Origin of the sequence: Methylophilus sp. UBA6697 (genome assembly GCF_002454655.1) — a bacterium.
In the GTDB taxonomy this organism is placed as follows: domain Bacteria; phylum Pseudomonadota; class Gammaproteobacteria; order Burkholderiales; family Methylophilaceae; genus Methylophilus.
Genome location: NZ_DKJH01000001.1, coordinates 39,478 through 54,974 on the forward strand (window position 1 = coordinate 39,478; position 15,497 = coordinate 54,974).

Below are 15,497 nucleotides of genomic sequence, written 5' to 3' on the forward strand. Positions count from 1 at the left end.
AGCCGCATTAAGCTGGTTGATTGACGCTTCATCAGGAGGGCTGCTCACGTAGTATGCGATAGTCGACCCAAGGAATGGAGAATGGAATGCGTTTTTATGTTTTGGCAATTGCCTTGTTTTTGTGCGGTTGTATCGCGCAACCCAAGCCAGAGGCTAGTTTGTTTGAACGCATTGGTGGCTTGCCCATGTTGAGCAGAGTTTCCAACCAGACCCTGGACATTGTCAGTAAAGACCCGCGCACCAGCCGTTCGTTTAAGGACGTAAAAATGAAGGCACTCAAAGAAAGCCTGACCAATTTTTTGTGCGTGAAAACCGGTGGTGAATGCGTGTATGAAGGCGAAACCATGAAGAACTCCCATGCGGACCTGCATATCACTACTGCCGAATTTGAGCTGATGGTAGAGGTGTTGCGCGAACGGTTGGATGTAAACGGGGTCGGTACCAAAGAGAAAAACGAATTGTTGAAGATACTGGCGCCCATGAAGCGCGATGTTGTGACTAATTAATCACCTGATATAAGGAATGTGGATGTTGCGTGTGATGTTTCGGCTTGGATGTGCAAGTATGCTGCTGATAGCCATGTGTCAATCGGCATTGGCGGCGGAGGTAACACTGCTGGTGAGTGACGCGGGTGGTAAGCCGGTGGCTGATGCGGTGGTGGCTTTTTATGATGGCAAGACACCAGCTATCAACCCGAATGCGGCTGGAAAGATTGTACAAAAGAACAAGATGTTCAATCCCAAAGTGACTATCGTGCAAACCGGGACCAGCATTAATTTTCCCAATGAAGATACTGTCCGCCATCATGTGTATTCCTTTTCACCTGCCAAAAAATTTGAATTGAAACTTTATGCAGGCGTACCCACTAATCCGGTACCGTTTGAGCAGGCCGGGGTGGTGACCTTGGGATGCAACATTCACGATTCTATGGTAGGGTACATCTATGTCGTGGATACGCCCTTTTTTGCCAAAACAGACGACAAAGGCAAAACTGTCCTTAAGTTGAATGACGGGCAGTACAGTTACCAGGCCTGGCTGCCGGGCCAGAACAAACCTGGCGTAGAACAAAAGATAACCATAGAGGGTGCGACCGAAGTCAAGATCACCCTCCCATAACAATCACACTGCATGATCAAGTTCAAACATATCCGCTCGCGCATCGCTTTCACATTTCTGACAGTGGTGGTCGCCATTCAACTGGCCGGGCTGCTTCCGCTTAAATATGCGCTGAGTAAGCATGCCGATACGCTGGCTGCAGAGCAGATTAATGTCGGTGAGCGCGTATTTGTGAGCTTGTTGCAACATAACACGCAAAGCCTGAAGCAGGCGACACAGGTGCTGGCGGCTGACTTTGCTTTTAGGGAAGCCGTCGCAACCAATGATGCCGAGACCATTGAGTCTGCGCTGGAGAGTTATCAGGGGCGTATTCACGCGCAGATTGCCTATTACATCAGCAATAATGACAATCTGGTGATTGGCACCACGGATAATGAGCAGGCACTGTTTGGATCAAATGCCAAAGAAGATGCCCGGCAAGCGATGCTCGAAAACCAAAGTGGCACGCTGAAGTTCGATATTATTGCAGGCAAACCGTACCAGTTGATTACGGTGCCAGTGAAAGCGCCAGAGACCATCGGCTGGATTGTCATGGGCTTTGCCGTGGATGGCCGCTTGGCCGACCAGATCAAGCAATTGACGCATCTCGACGTCACTTTTGTCCAGAAAACACATCAACGTGACTGGCAACTGGTGAGTAGCACCTCTACCCGTGAACTGTCTAACTTACTGGTGAAAACGGTGGCCGATATTTATCGCCAGAAGCTGTCATTACACCGTGTGGATCTCAATGGCCAGGCCTATCATTTAAAAATCCGCTCACTGCATGAAACTAAAGACGATGCGCTACTGGTGGTGTTGCAAGGCTCTGTTGAGCCTTTCACGCAGGATTTGAATACGCTGTTCAAGGTGATGGTGTTATTAACGTTTATTGGCGTGTTGATCTTTGCCGCGCTGATTTGGTATGTGTCGCGTAAAACGACGGAGCCTATTGCTGCCCTGGTCAACGATGCCGATAACATTGCCATGGGCGATTACGAAAAAGAAATCCAGGTCAATAGCACCGATGAAGTCGGCCATCTGGCAAAAGCGCTTAACAGCATGCGCGAAGCAGTGTTGCAACGCTCCTTGCGTATCCAGCGCCTGGCGTTTAATGACGAGCTCACGGGCCTTTCTAACCGCCTGGCATTCAACCAGGGCGTGCATCAGGCCATCATGACACATGCTGACAGTCAGCAAAAGTTGAGTGTCATCGTGATCAATATCCATCGCTTTAAACCCATTAATCAAACGCTGGGACGCGACTTTGGTGATGATTTGCTGCGGCATGTTGGCCAGGTGTTAAAGCAAAATGTGTTGAGTGAGCAAGATATGGTGGCGCGGCTGGACGCGGACGAATTTGCCGTGCTATTGCAACAAACAGACCAGGCCAAGGCCACGCGTTATGCAGACAAGATTCAGCAGGTGTTTGAGCGACCGGTCAGCGTGCAAGGCCAGGCGATAGATGTGCGTACTGGCATCGGCATTGCTTTGTATCCGGATCACGGGCTGGACGAAGAGTCCTTGCTGAACCATGCGGAAACGGCTTTGCAGGAGTCCAGAGCCAAAAAATCGCCATGGATTGTCTACAACACTGCGCTGGAAATTGATCAGTCAGAAACCTTGACCCTGATTTCTGACTTGAAAGAAGCCATACAGCATGACCAGTTATTGCTGTATATCCAGCCCAAAATTGATGTGACGACGCGCCGGGCATTAGGCGGCGAGGCGCTGATACGCTGGGTGCATCCTGAAAAAGGCATGATCTTCCCTGACCAGTTTATCCCGTTTGCCGAACAAACCGGTGTCATTAGTGATATTACCAACTGGATGCTGTTACGTGCCTGCCAGGTGCTGGCTGGCTTTAAGAAACAAGGCTTGCACATCACGTTGGCGGTTAACTTGTCCACGCGCGACCTCAATAATATGGAGTTACCGGAACAGATTGGTCATTTATTGTCGTCGCATGGACTGGATGCCAAATCGCTGAAGCTGGAAATCACCGAAGGCAGTTTGATGCAAGACCCTGAACGTGCTGAAGTGGTGGTGAAGAAACTGGCTGCGATGGGCTTGCATCTGTCGATTGATGACTTCGGTACCGGTTATTCATCACTGGCATATTTACGGCAATTGCCGGTGCAAGAGCTTAAAATTGACCGCTCATTTGTCATGTTTATGGACAAAAATAGCGGCGATGCCAGCATTGTGAAATCGACCATAGACCTGGCGCACAACATGGGGTTGATTGTGGTGGCGGAGGGCATAGAAAACGAGTTTGTGCTCAACCAATTAGCCAAATTGGGATGTAACGAAGGCCAGGGTTACTTTATTGGCAAGCCAATGCCGGAAAAAGACTTTTCCATCTGGCTGGAGCGCTGGGAAGGCCAAAACGAGATCGACATTGATATCGGCGATGACTTGTCCTACGACATTAATCCGCTGGAGATTGACCAGCAAGCACAAGACCCTTTCAAGCTGGATAATCTCGGCGAATAAACTTGGGTTACCGGCAAAAGCCTCACTGTATAGTGAGGCTTTCTTATGCCTGGCGATAAGTTTTATTTATATGTTGGATAAAAACATTCAACTTTATTTCAGCAAATATCGGGTTTATGATGGTTTCTCACTCTTAGAGGAGATTGAAATGAGCCAGATCAGAATGCATAAAAAAGCAAACTTCATTGTTCACTATGTGATCAATTATTTTCATAAATAGATTTTAAATCTATTGCTATTATATAGCGTGCTATTTATAATCGATGCATATGAATGAGATTGTGAAAAGCAAAACTCCGATATTGCAAGACCAGCTATGTTTCTCGGTATATTCGCTGTCACTGGCGATCAACAAGGTCTATCGGCCATTGTTAAAAAAGCTGGATCTCACTTATTCACAGTATTTGGTCATGCTGGTATTGTGGGAAAGTGATCAACGTACGGTCAGTGATATCGGTGAGCAGTTATTTTTAGACTCGGCGACGTTAACGCCGTTGTTGAAACGGCTGGAATCTGCTGCGCTGGTGCAACGCATCCGTTCCAGTCAGGATGAGCGCCAGGTGATTATTTGCCTGACAGAGCAAGGGCGGCATTTGCGCCAGCAGGCGGCTGGCATTATGGATGACATGCTGTGTGCCATGGGCTGTTCACTGGAGGAACTTGGTGCATTGCGTGAGCGCCTGAATAGCTTGCGTAATCATTTGATTCAGCATGTTGCCTAAGCCCCGGGCAACTTAAAAAAGCGGGTGTTCATTTTTTTGACATTTAAGTAGTGCACGATTTAATTTTGTGTGATCATTTTTTTAAATTTTAGTGAAAGGGAATGAAGATGAAAACAAGAGCAATCCTGAGCGCGTTGTTCGCTGCCGCTTTTGCCACCGCGAATCCAGCATGGGCCGATGATAAACCCGTGACTGAGCAATTAGTCGATACCTTGACAACGCTCTCCGGCGGCCCGCATGCGGGCTATCGCGCCAACCACGCCAAGGGTGTGCTGGTTGAGGGCACGTTTACACCAACTGCGCAGGCGGCAGGCATTAGCCAGGCTGTGCATTTTCAGAAAGCGTCGCCGGTGCTGGTGCGTTTTTCAAACGCGACTGGGGTGCCTAATATTCCCGACGCCAATGGCAACGCTTTTCCTAAAGGCATCGCGATTCGCTTTCAATTGCCAGATGGTACGGCGACTGACATTGTGAGTATTTCGGTCAATGGTTTTCCGGCAGCGACACCTGAGGATTTTCTGGGCCTGCTGAATGCCGTGCGTGATTCAGCAGGCAGCACGGCCAAACCTAGCCCGGTGGAACAGTTTTTAGGCACGCATCCGGCAGCCCTTAAGTTTGTGACCACCCCGAAACCAGCACCGGTGAGTTTTGCCACCCAGCCATTTTTTGGGGTGAATGCATTTGCATTCACGAATGCTACTGGTAAATCAGTCTACGGTCGTTATCAGATTGTGCCTGTCGCCGGTGCACAATATTTAAGCAAGGAAGCCACGGATAAGGCAGCGCCAGATTACCTGATGACCGATATTGTGGAGCGCGTACAGGCCAAAGGTGTGCAATACAAATTGTTGCTGCAATTGGCAGAGCAGGGCGATGAAGTGAATAACGCGACCGTGGTATGGCCGGATAGCCGTAAAACGATAGAGTTGGGCACGTTAACACTCAATAAAGCCGTGGCTGATAGTAAAGCGGCAGAGAAGCCGATCATGTTTAACCCGCTACAGCTGACGGACGGCATTGCGCCTAGCCAGGATCCTATCTTGCTGGCACGCCCTACGGCTTATGCGGTGAGTTTCGGCAGAAGGCTTGCGCACTAAATTTAGCGAATCACTGCAAGAGACAAAGCGCTGGCCCTAATAGGTCAGCGCTTTTTTAATGGGCGACAAAAGTAATGGCTTTGCCGTTAATGCAATAACGCAGGCCACTTTCTGTTTTGCCATCTGGAAACACATGTCCCAGGTGCGCGTCACACACATTACACTTCACTTCAACGCGCTGCATGCCGTGACTCTCATCGGCAAAGTAAGCGATCGCATTGCTGGCCAATGGTTGGTCAAATGAAGGCCAGCCGGAAGCGGATTCAAATTTCTGCCCGGAATCAAACAGCACTTGCTCGCAACAGGTACAGGCGTAACGCCCTGGCGTGAAAGCGACACACATTTCTGACGAAAATGGCCGCTCGGTCGCACTCAGGCGCGTGATTGCGAATACTTCGTCATCCAGAATCTCGCGCCAGGCACGAATGGATTTCTGTAATTTGTGATCGGGGGCCAGGTTTCCTTCCCTGGCAAGTTTCAGGATATCTTTCCATTTCAACATAATGTTAATCCATTAGCGATGATGCACGGCACAGACGACAAAAAATGCTAAACCAGTGGTTTCCCATGTCTTTTTCAAACATACAGGTGCTGCACTGGCAGATAGACTACAGACTATCGAGTATAACATTATCGCAATGGTTCGCCAGGCAGGAGACTTCCCTTGATCGTCAGACCCAGACCACATTTGTTAGAGCTGTTTTTTATCATCAAAGGCTCGATCGTGCTCAGAATCATGCCCTTGCTGGTGTTCGTGGCAACGCTGTCCGCTGCGGTGGTGTCTGTGTACACCTTGAAGCCCGACTGGTTACCCAAGTTTGATGGTGGACCGTTTGCCCTGCTGGGCATTACCTTGTCCATCTTTCTCGCTTTTAGAAACAATGCCTGTTATGAGCGCTGGTGGGAGGCGAGAAAAATTTGGGGGGAATTTATGCTGACAGCCAGAAACCTGGCGCGTTTAAGCCAGATTCTAGATCACCTGGATGGTAGCCTCAGCCCGTCACGTAGACAGCTTCTGGAGCACAACATCGCTTACGCGCATGCGCTACTCATGCAGCTCAGGCCGGGCGATCAATTGCCAAAAATAACACGGTTGTTGCCTGCGGCCACTGCTAGCGCATTTACCCAGAGTAAAAATCCACCGGAGGTCATTTTGCGCGCCATGGAGCGTATCTTGATCGAAGCGTTAAGGGATGGTCGAATTCAGCCTATCCAATTTAACCTGCTTGAGGAATTAATTCAGAAATTGGCACTGACTCAGGCGGCTTGTGAGCGCATTCAGAACACGCCGATTCCCTTTGGCTACACCTTGCTTTTGCATCGCACGGCTTATACATTTTGCTTTTTAATGCCCTTTGGTTTTGCCAACACCTTGGGCTGGGCAACCCCCTTTGTGACCGCACTAGCCGCCTACACCTTGTTTGGGCTGGATGCCTTGGGTAACGAACTGGAGGAGCCTTTTGCGCCAATTGCCAACGCATTACCGATTAACGCACTGACCGATTTGATTGAGATAGAACTCAGGGAAGCGTTAGGCGATGAGACGCTACCCGCATCGCCAGTACCAAAAGAATTTGTACTCATGTAGCGCACGTCATTGCTAAAGCGACTCTAGAAGTTTCAGCAGGGTTGCCTGCTCCTCTTTACTCAGGTGGAGAAAGCGCATTCTGGCCGTATCGGCTTCACCGCCGCCATAGTGGCGGCGTGCGCCACTCGCGGCCAAGTGTGTAATTCATTGGTATGGCATTTTGGATTTCCAGTCGAATTTAGCTATTCCTCAATAGGATTAATGCGACGTTCGCTATATACTAATGGGTATAACGATACGCCATTCGGGCGGACACCACTTTTAAAAAAGGATAGACCATGAAATCTTGCCGCGGGTATCTTGCCATCCTACTGGCGATTTGCTTGGCGACGAGTGAAGCAGCACAGGATACGACTGCCGAGGCCCGGGTCAAAGTGGCCGTGGTAGGGGGACTGGTGCTTTCGGGCGTCTGGCCGGCCCTCGCCAAGCGTGCCAGCAAGGAAACCGGCCTTAAGATTGAGACTGTGGCTGCGGCTCCCAAAGAAGGCGTGGTGCCCATCTTTCGCGATGGTGAGGCTGATTTGTTGCTGATTCATGGCAGCGATGAGACCTATGGCCTGTTAGCCGCCGGTGTGGCTGCGCCGTTGCGTGCCTGGGCAATGAATGAGCATGTGATCGTCGGGCCAATTGATGATCCAGCCAAGGTGGCCGAGGCACCGGGTGCCGCCGAGGCCATGCGCCGTATCGTGGCCGCCGACGCGCCCCTGATCGGCTTCCGTGATCCCGGTAGCTTTGGCATCGTGCACGGCCTGTTCCGTTCTCTTGGCCTGCGACCGGGGCCACGCCAGCAGTTATACGATGATGCCGAGTCGCCCCAGCAGGTGCTGCGCTCCGCTGCCGACAAGCATGGTTACGCGGTGGTTGGCCACATTCCTGTGGCCTTCGGCAAGATGCCGAGCAAAGGCATGGCGGTGTTGCTCAAGGGTGATCCGGCCATGCGCCGGGTATATGTGGTGGTTGAGCCGGGGCCGCGCCATCCAGCAAATACTCGCCAACGTGAACTTGCCCGGCAACTTGTAGATTACCTCGTCAGCCCCGCTGGCCAAGCCGATCTGGTGGCTGCCGACAAAGAAGCTGGAGGCCCTTGGGTGTTCCCGCTACCGGCGGCTGACACGCATTGATTTCGTTAACCATACTCGTATAAGTATTCACTACGCGTAGGGAGCGATTTCGTGAAAGGTATCAAACTTTTTTTTCTTACAGCCCTGCTGGCTTTCGCCTTTGCCGTGCCCGCCGCAGAGGAAGGTAATACAGGTGCTGGCCATATAGAGCTGAGTGATGTCGTAGTCACAGGTAAAAAGCTTAATCCACTCGCAATCCCCGTGAAATCAACGGTTGTGACGGCGGAAGAGATCAAGGCCAAAGGGGCGCAAACGGTAGATGAGGCCGTGAAGGATGTCGCAGGTCTGTACGTGACCGGCAGCAATGTGAAGGGGCGAAAGGTATCGCAGATACGCGGTAGCGATGCCAATAGCACCAAGGTCATTATCGATGGAGTGATGATCAACGGCGGTGGGGACGCAAGAATCGATTTGTCTATCATCCCTACTGACAACATTGAGAAAATCGAAATATTCAAGGGGCCTGTTCCCGTCATTTACGGCAGCAATGCGCCCGGTGGCGTGATATTCATCACAACGAAAAATGCCAGCGGAAAACTTTCCGGCTCGCTGGGGCTAGCTAAGGGAAGCTGGGGTTCAGAAATATATTCGGCCTCGCTGGCTGGAGGCACCGAAAGTGTCAGCTATTACCTTGGCGCGAAGCTGAGCAGCACAGATGGCTATGACGACAATCCGAACAACATCGGGGGCTTTAAAAGCCATACGGCCGAAGACTCGCAATACCTCAACGGAAAACTGAAGTGGGATATCAATCCAAAGGCTTCTCTTACTGTGTTCGGATCACATTCGGAAACGACGAGGCAATTGCCAAACCGATATAACGCAACAGCGCGTGTGGGGTATCCCGGTGGGGGCAGTACACTGACGATGCAAAACAATTATTTCGGTGGGGGCGCCACCGGTGGTGGTCCCACTTATGACTGGGGATATGACCCTATCAAGGAGTCATATTTGGGCACCGTATATAACCAGAAGCTGAACGAAAATAACGATATCAGTTTGAAAGTTTTTCGGTCCGAATTAAGTAGTTTGCTCACAACATCCGGTTTCCAGCAAATAGACTGGAGTGGCAATACGACTGGCTATGAATTGCAACACACGATCAGAATCGGCAAAGCCAATACAGCCACTTGGGGATATACGGAAGAAAGACGGCGTTTTGAGGAGCAAACCCCTCTGCCACCAGGCACTCCTCCGGTGACTTATGCCAGTGGCGACTACAATTACACAGCCAAGAGTTATTATCTGCAAGACGTGTGGAATGTCACCCGCCAACTCAGTATGAGCTTAGGCTTTCGGCACAATGAAGTCGAAGATCATGTCGCCGTAAAGAATGTCACATGGACGAGACCAGCCAATAAAGAGCAGAAAGGTGTGTACTCATCCGACGATCCAGTGTTGGCTTTGAATTTCAGGCCAATCGAAAGTATTGCATTACGTGCTTCCATCGGGAAGAGTTTCAGAGCCCCCACCGCGATGGAAAGATCTGCACCCGCACTGGCTCCGCTGAATAGTGGAGGGACGATTATTCCTTACTTTGGTGCGACTGTTTTGCCAGAAGTGGGTCTCAATCGTGAAGTGGGGGTAGAGACTTTAACAGACTTTGGACTCAGGTTCGGTCTGACGGGGTTCAACCGACGCATTACGAACATGATCAAAGGTGCCGGTGGCGGTGGCGGACACACCCAGTACTTCAACATACCTGAAGTTGAAATGCTGGGCTACGAGACGGAAGTTAGCCAAATGGTTGGCGAAAGCATTAAGGTATTTGCAAATTACTCTTATACGAATGCTTATGACACGGCGATGAAATTGCAAGTGGCCGATATTCCATTGCGTAAATACTCGTATGGCGTCAATTACACCGGGAGCAGCTTCACCGCACATGTGAACGTAAACTATGTTGGGCCGGTGAGAAGCATGTATAGCCAGGGTAGCGGTAACGCCAGTAGTGATGGAAATTACACTAACGTGGTGAATGGTGTCGCTACTTATTTCGGAACCCAGAATTTGCCGGACTACCATGTGGTTGATTTGAAGGTGAATAAGACCGTGGGAAATAGCGACTACTACGTCAAGTTTCTAAACCTGTTCAATAAAGAATATTACACAGCGGCATATCTTGTTGCACCGGGTCGGTATGCGGAGGTTGGCGTCACGTTCAAGTTTTAGAGGGGCCTTTATTTATGAAGAGCAATATCGGAATGCATCTCGGTATCTTGAATTCCAGCGATCTGCGGGCCGGGTCGGTATACACCTAGATTCTGGGCGATTTCATCAACATCCGCTTCGTTACATTGCCACAATCATAGGGAACTAACCAATCCCAGCAAAAAACTCAGGCGGTATCGCTATATACACTCGTATATAGCGATATGTATAATGCATCTAGGGGAACACTACAAGTGCCCATTTATTTACTCAACAACGCGTAGGAGTCTTAAGGTGAACAAACATCTACCAACCATCCTTCTAGGGTTACTTGGCGCAACCTTTATCGGGAATGTCAGTGCAGCTACGCTGACACATGAAAGCATTTCGATTGTGGGTAGCGGGGGGGCTGGCGGCACGGGCTCAACGGCCAGCGACATGATATTTTCAAGTTACAGTGCCGTCGATGGCTGGGGATGGGCCGGTGGCGCAGGTGGGGTCCAGGGCAGCCTCTCTAAGACCAATACCGGGGGCAATGCATTGGCAGCCAACGAAGCCTTCAGCTTTAATATCGGCTCGATTGTCGACTCTCTAAACACCACCTATGGGGCTGGCAACTGGAATGTCGCCAACGCCAGTCTCTCCTTTACATCCTCATACTCTGTTCAGAACAACTCGCGCTTTGGCATTGGCTCTGGAACTTTCGATATTTACTGGGTGGGCAATGACGACTGGGCACAGTCCAAAGGCACGCCGACAGATCGCCAACTCAACCCAGTCTACGCCAGCAACGCTGCAGCGCTACAAAGCTGGGCAGGTAGCACTTCACTGCTGGGGTCGGAAACCTTTACCGTGCCTGCCGGTGGTACCGGATACGTCAGCTTGAGCTATAACCTTGCATCAGACGCGTCGTTCTTCTCTGACATCCTCTCTGCATCAGCAAGCGGCACCAACAAAGAGACTTCATTTTATCTGATGAGTACCGCCGACACTTTGGGGATGATTATTTTCACTGGTGGACAAGGGCAAGCATTACCAACCTTAAGTTTTGACGTGGTTTCGGTTATGCCAGTGCCAGAACCAGAGAACATAGCCATGCTCTTGGCTGGTCTAGGTCTCATCGGCGCAACAGTTCGTCGCCGTAGAGTCTGACTTAATTTTCCGCACCTGTATTAGTTTTGTAGGTGCGGATTACACGATTCGCTATGGGACATCGCGCGCCCGGGGTCGACGTTGCTTCACAGCAGGCATGCAATCATGCCTGCTATTTTTTTGTTGTGGAGTTGCCACGATGATTGTCCTCTCTTTATCCGTATTGTTTTTATAAGAAATACCCATCGATTTTCCTACAAATAATCGGTAGAGCCGCGTTCCTGGAAATCGGTAAAGTTGGCATCGACGGGTTGAGCGTTAGATTGACCTCACGCGGCTTGCAGGTTTTTTAATTGATCAGCCATGGCATCAATTTTAAAAATTGCAGTTCAAAGCTACATTTTGGCACAGGGCAAATACAAGGAAGGCGTTAAGCAGAATAGCGTTTGAGACTGAATTCTTGAGCGCCAATGGCGGGGTTGTCATGGCTTATCAGGTCAGCAAGCACCTGCCCTGAGCCACAAGCCATGGTCCAGCCCAAAGTGCCATGGCCGGTATTCAGCCATACATTAGGATAGCGGGAATCTGCCTGGCCAATAACGGGGGTGCCATCCGGTGTCATCGGGCGCAATCCAGTCCAGAACAACGCTTGTGATATATCGCCTGCATGTGGAAATAATCCATTTAAGACCATCTCCAGTGTTTGGCGTCGGCGTGGGTTTAGGGTGAGGTCAAAGCCAGCCAGTTCCGCCATGCCCCCTATGCGGATACGCTGATCAAAGCGGGTAATGGCTACTTTGTAGGTTTCATCCATCACTGTCGAGACCGGGGCAGCGTCAGCACGCATAATCGGTACGGTCAGGGAATAGCCTTTGACCGGATAAACGGGCAAATTCAAGCCCAATCCTTGCATCAGCTGACGTGAGTAACTGCCCAGGGCGACCACATAATGATCTGCCATCAAAGCGTCGGTACCATGTGCATTTTTAACTTCTACACCAAGTAACTGGCCTTGTTGTGTGATCAGGCGCTCGATAGCGATGTCTTGCCTGAATTGCACGCCCAGTGTTTGTGCTGCTAGCGCCAGCCGGGAGGTAAATAGCTGGCAATCACCAGTTTCATCACCGGGCAAGTACAAGCCACCCAGCAACTGGTCTTGCACATGCACCAGTGCCGGTTCAATGCGCACGCAACCCTCTGGGTCTACATGTTGAAAAGGCACGCCCATGCGGCTAAGTACGGCAATATCCTTGGTTTCGGCAGTGAGTTGTTTGGGTGTGCGGAAGACTTGCAGCGTACCGCGGCAACGCTCTTCGTAATGGATACCTGTATCGGCACGTAATGCGCGCAGGCAATCACGGCTATATTCGGCCAGACGCACCATGCGGGATTTGTTGATATCGTAGTGATCACTTGAGCAGTGGCGTAAGAACTGCGTGATCCATTGCAATTGCCATACGCTGAAGTCTGGCCTAATGGAAAGCGGCGCATGGCGTTGCAGCAACCATTTGAGCGCTTTGAGCGGCACATCTGGCCCGGCCCAGGGTGCTGCGTAGCCGGGTGAAATCTGGCCTGCATTGGCAAAGCTGGTTTCCAGGCCGACGGCTGGCTGGCGATCGACGACTGTTACTTCAAAGCCTTTTAATGCCAGGTAATAAGCACTTGTGACGCCAATAACACCAGAACCCAGCACCAACACACGCATGATGACACTCCTACGACTGCAACGACGATATCACTAATGACTTCAAATCACATGAGTCATATTAGCAAACTTGATAATTGAGTATGTAGATAGTTTGAGTTTTGTGAGCGTGCTAGGGCGTGAGCTTTTCCAGCGTCTGTATCATCACCATTGCCGGGTCGCATGGCAGCGCCCATGTTGCTGATTGTGCAGCAATTTCAACCATGCCAGTCGGGCTGGTGACATTCACCTCGGTTAAATAATCGCCAATCACATCGAGGCCGACCAGAAACAGGCCATGTTGTTTGAGTGTTTGACCAACTGTCACGGCGATTTCACGGTCACGGTCACTTAATGGTTGGGCGACGCCTTTGCCACCCGCGGCCAGGTTGCCGCGTGTTTCGCCGGTTTTAGGGATACGGGCCAAGGCATACGGTAACGGTTCGCCATTGATGATCAGAATGCGTTTGTCACCTTTGACAATTTCTGGAATATAACGCTGCACCATAATGGTTTGCGTTTCAAATTGGGTCAGCGTTTCGAGGATGGCGTAGATATTCGGGTCATCTTTACGTAAACGGAAAATGCCACTGCCGCCCATGCCATCAAGAGGCTTGACGATGATGTCCTCATGTTCGGCCAAAAACGCCAGTATTTTCTCTTGTTTGCTGGTGACAATGAATGGTGGCGCAAATTGCGGAAAGCGCGCGACGGACAATTTCTCATTCCAGCCACGGATAGATGCAGGGTCGTTAATGATGCGCGCGCCCTGTTGTTGCGCTAGCTCCAGCAAATAGGTGCTGTAGAGGTATTCGTTATCGAACGGCGGGTCTTTGCGCATGAGCACGGCATCAAAACTGCTTGGTGTCTGTGTGGTTTTCTCGCCCACGGTCCAGCTGCTGTCATTCAATGCAAATGGCTGGACATCGACCAGCGCCACTTCGCGCTGCAAGTGCCAGTCGTGTTGCTCGCACACCCATAACTGGTGTCCGCGCGCTTGCGCAGCACGCATGATGGCGAGGCTGGTGTCTTTATACGCTTTAAGGGTATGCAGCGGGTCGAGAATAAACAGCAATTTCATCATGCGCCTCTGGCTCAATTATGCATTCAGTGGATCATTGTCCTGTAACTCCATGCCGGCTGCCAGCAAGGCCAGGCGAGCCACCACGCCATAAGCGTAGAAGCGGTTAGGCGGCGCATCAGGGGCGCCCGCACAGTCGGGCAGGGTACAGGGCTTTTCAAACGCCAGTGGCACGAAATGCATGCCAGGAGCATTGAGGTTTTCATCAATGCCGCGACCGGTATGCACGCGGTAAAAACCACCAACCACGAAGTGATCCATCATGTACACGACGGGTTCAGCCACGGCATCGTTGATATTCTCGAAGGTATACACACCTTCCTGGATCATGACTTCAGACACTTGCATGCCTTCTTTGATCACCGACATTTTGTTGCGTGCTTTACGGTTAAGGTCGCGTACTTCATCCGCTGACTTCACACTCATAATGCCCATGCCATAAGTGCCGGCATCGGCTTTGACGATGGCAAACGGTTGTTGGGTGATGCCGTATTCATCGTACTTGGTTTGAATCTTTTTCAAGATGGCATCGACTTTGTCTGCCAGCAAGTCTTCACCGACGCGGGCATGGAAATCAATACCGCTGGCGGTGTCAAAATAGGGGTTCAGCAACCAGGGGTCGATTTGCAGTAATTGCGAGAACTCCTCGACCACTTTGTCGTAGGCGGCAAAGTGCTGTGATTTGCGGCGGATAAACCAGCCAGCATGCAAAGGTGGAATCAGGTTTTGCTCCAAGCCTTGTAACATGTCAGGCACACCGCCGGACAAATCATTATTGAGCAGGATGGCACAGCTATCAAAGGCTGGGTAATCGACACCCTCAAACGCAGCCGCTTTTAATTGCAGGCGGTTTTTCACGCGCACCAGCGGCTCCAGGATCAAGGGCAGGCCGTCATGGGTTTCCAGTCGGGTGATTTCAGTGATGTCTGGTGACAGGCTGCCGACGCGTACTTCCATGCCTGCGGCTTTGAGGATATTGCATAATTCCACCACATTGCGCAGGTAGTAAGTGTTGCGGGTGTGGTTTTCCGGAATCAGCAATAAACGGCGCGCGTCAGGACAGATTTTTTCGACGGCGACTTGTGCCGCTTGCACAGACAGGCTTAAGAATTCAGGATTAAGGTTGTTGAAACCGCCAGGGAACAAATTGGTATCTACCGGCGCGATTTTAAAACCGGCATTACGCAGGTCCACACTGGCATAAAACGGCGCGGGGATTTCCTGCCATTTCGTGCGAAACCAGTGTTCGATGTCCGGCATCGCCTGTAACACGCGTTTTTCCAGCGTGTACAGTGGTCCGCTCAAAGCCGTTGTTAAGTGTGGAACCATGGTTGCTCCTGTGCTTGTTATTGTTGGCCGGGGATGCCGGC

General features: G+C 50.8%; 13 protein-coding genes. 9 read left to right on the plus strand and 4 right to left on the minus strand.

The genetic code is table 11. The features are described 5' to 3' along the window. Window positions 1-86 precede the first annotated feature (86 nt). From B3355_RS00185 to B3355_RS00205, 5 genes are all read left to right on the plus strand, one after another. Window positions 87-506 carry a group I truncated hemoglobin gene (locus tag B3355_RS00185; RefSeq protein WP_024930265.1) on the plus strand — a complete coding sequence of 140 codons (420 nt, stop codon included), beginning with the start codon at window positions 87-89 and terminating at the stop codon, window positions 504-506. A 22-nt stretch (window positions 507-528) separates the two neighbouring features. Continuing rightward, on the plus strand, window positions 529-1,116 hold the full coding sequence (locus B3355_RS00190) for a methylamine utilization protein (RefSeq protein WP_292778962.1): 588 nt from the start codon (window positions 529-531) through the stop codon (window positions 1,114-1,116). Between the two features lie 12 nt (window positions 1,117-1,128). Further along, a complete protein-coding gene (locus B3355_RS00195) occupies window positions 1,129-3,591 on the plus strand; it encodes a bifunctional diguanylate cyclase/phosphodiesterase (protein ID WP_292778965.1) in 2,463 nt (820 codons plus the stop codon). A 269-nt stretch (window positions 3,592-3,860) separates the two neighbouring features. Continuing rightward, complete coding sequence (locus B3355_RS00200; protein ID WP_414683403.1) at window positions 3,861-4,313, plus strand: MarR family winged helix-turn-helix transcriptional regulator; 453 nt, start codon at window positions 3,861-3,863, stop codon at window positions 4,311-4,313. A 107-nt stretch (window positions 4,314-4,420) separates the two neighbouring features. Beyond that, window positions 4,421-5,410, plus strand: coding sequence for a catalase family peroxidase (locus B3355_RS00205; RefSeq protein ID WP_292778971.1), 990 nt, complete (start codon window positions 4,421-4,423; stop codon window positions 5,408-5,410). A gap of 55 nt (window positions 5,411-5,465) precedes the next feature. Here the strand turns inward: B3355_RS00205 and msrB are convergent, their stop codons facing one another. After that, a complete protein-coding gene (gene msrB / locus B3355_RS00210) occupies window positions 5,466-5,912 on the minus strand; it encodes a peptide-methionine (R)-S-oxide reductase MsrB (RefSeq protein WP_024930270.1) in 447 nt (148 codons plus the stop codon). 162 nt (window positions 5,913-6,074) lie between these two features. Here msrB and B3355_RS00215 point away from each other — a divergent pair, with 162 nt between their 5' ends. From B3355_RS00215 to B3355_RS00230, 4 genes are all read left to right on the plus strand, one after another. Further along, complete coding sequence (locus B3355_RS00215; protein WP_024930271.1) at window positions 6,075-6,998, plus strand: bestrophin family protein; 924 nt, start codon at window positions 6,075-6,077, stop codon at window positions 6,996-6,998. A 278-nt stretch (window positions 6,999-7,276) separates the two neighbouring features. Next, the gene (locus B3355_RS00220; protein ID WP_292778977.1) at window positions 7,277-8,119 is read left to right on the plus strand and encodes a substrate-binding domain-containing protein; all 843 of its coding nucleotides are present in this window, start codon (window positions 7,277-7,279) and stop codon (window positions 8,117-8,119) included. A gap of 51 nt (window positions 8,120-8,170) precedes the next feature. Beyond that, window positions 8,171-10,291 (plus strand): TonB-dependent receptor plug domain-containing protein, encoded by a 2,121-nt coding sequence (locus tag B3355_RS00225; RefSeq protein ID WP_292778979.1) that lies wholly within the window; start codon window positions 8,171-8,173, stop codon window positions 10,289-10,291. Between the two features lie 273 nt (window positions 10,292-10,564). Then, complete coding sequence (locus tag B3355_RS00230) at window positions 10,565-11,422, plus strand: PEP-CTERM sorting domain-containing protein (RefSeq protein WP_292778982.1); 858 nt, start codon at window positions 10,565-10,567, stop codon at window positions 11,420-11,422. A 370-nt stretch (window positions 11,423-11,792) separates the two neighbouring features. Here the strand turns inward: B3355_RS00230 and B3355_RS00235 are convergent, their stop codons facing one another. The 3 genes from B3355_RS00235 to gshA all read right to left on the minus strand — a co-directional run bounded on the left by B3355_RS00235 (window position 11,793) and on the right by gshA (window position 15,456). Next, on the minus strand, window positions 11,793-13,067 hold the full coding sequence (locus B3355_RS00235; protein ID WP_292778985.1) for a D-amino acid dehydrogenase: 1,275 nt from the start codon (window positions 13,065-13,067) through the stop codon (window positions 11,793-11,795). A gap of 112 nt (window positions 13,068-13,179) precedes the next feature. Further along, window positions 13,180-14,127: a glutathione synthase gene (gshB, locus tag B3355_RS00240; RefSeq protein ID WP_292779250.1), complete on the minus strand. Its 948-nt coding sequence runs from the start codon at window positions 14,125-14,127 to the stop codon at window positions 13,180-13,182. 18 nt (window positions 14,128-14,145) lie between these two features. After that, complete coding sequence (gene gshA / locus B3355_RS00245; protein WP_292778988.1) at window positions 14,146-15,456, minus strand: glutamate--cysteine ligase; 1,311 nt, start codon at window positions 15,454-15,456, stop codon at window positions 14,146-14,148. Window positions 15,457-15,497: the final 41 nt, after the last annotated feature.

Coding starts and splice junctions, on each gene's coding strand:
- B3355_RS00200 (WP_414683403.1), top strand. CDS start 3,861: ATGAATGAGATTGTGAAAAGCAAAACTCCGATATTGCAAGACCAGCTA.
- gshA (WP_292778988.1), bottom strand. CDS start 15,456: ATGGTTCCACACTTAACAACGGCTTTGAGCGGACCACTGTACACGCTG.
- msrB (WP_024930270.1), bottom strand. CDS start 5,912: ATGTTGAAATGGAAAGATATCCTGAAACTTGCCAGGGAAGGAAACCTG.
- gshB (WP_292779250.1), bottom strand. CDS start 14,127: ATGAAATTGCTGTTTATTCTCGACCCGCTGCATACCCTTAAAGCGTAT.
- B3355_RS00220 (WP_292778977.1), top strand. CDS start 7,277: ATGAAATCTTGCCGCGGGTATCTTGCCATCCTACTGGCGATTTGCTTG.
- B3355_RS00235 (WP_292778985.1), bottom strand. CDS start 13,067: ATGCGTGTGTTGGTGCTGGGTTCTGGTGTTATTGGCGTCACAAGTGCT.
- B3355_RS00185 (WP_024930265.1), top strand. CDS start 87: ATGCGTTTTTATGTTTTGGCAATTGCCTTGTTTTTGTGCGGTTGTATC.
- B3355_RS00205 (WP_292778971.1), top strand. CDS start 4,421: ATGAAAACAAGAGCAATCCTGAGCGCGTTGTTCGCTGCCGCTTTTGCC.
- B3355_RS00190 (WP_292778962.1), top strand. CDS start 529: ATGTTGCGTGTGATGTTTCGGCTTGGATGTGCAAGTATGCTGCTGATA.
- B3355_RS00195 (WP_292778965.1), top strand. CDS start 1,129: ATGATCAAGTTCAAACATATCCGCTCGCGCATCGCTTTCACATTTCTG.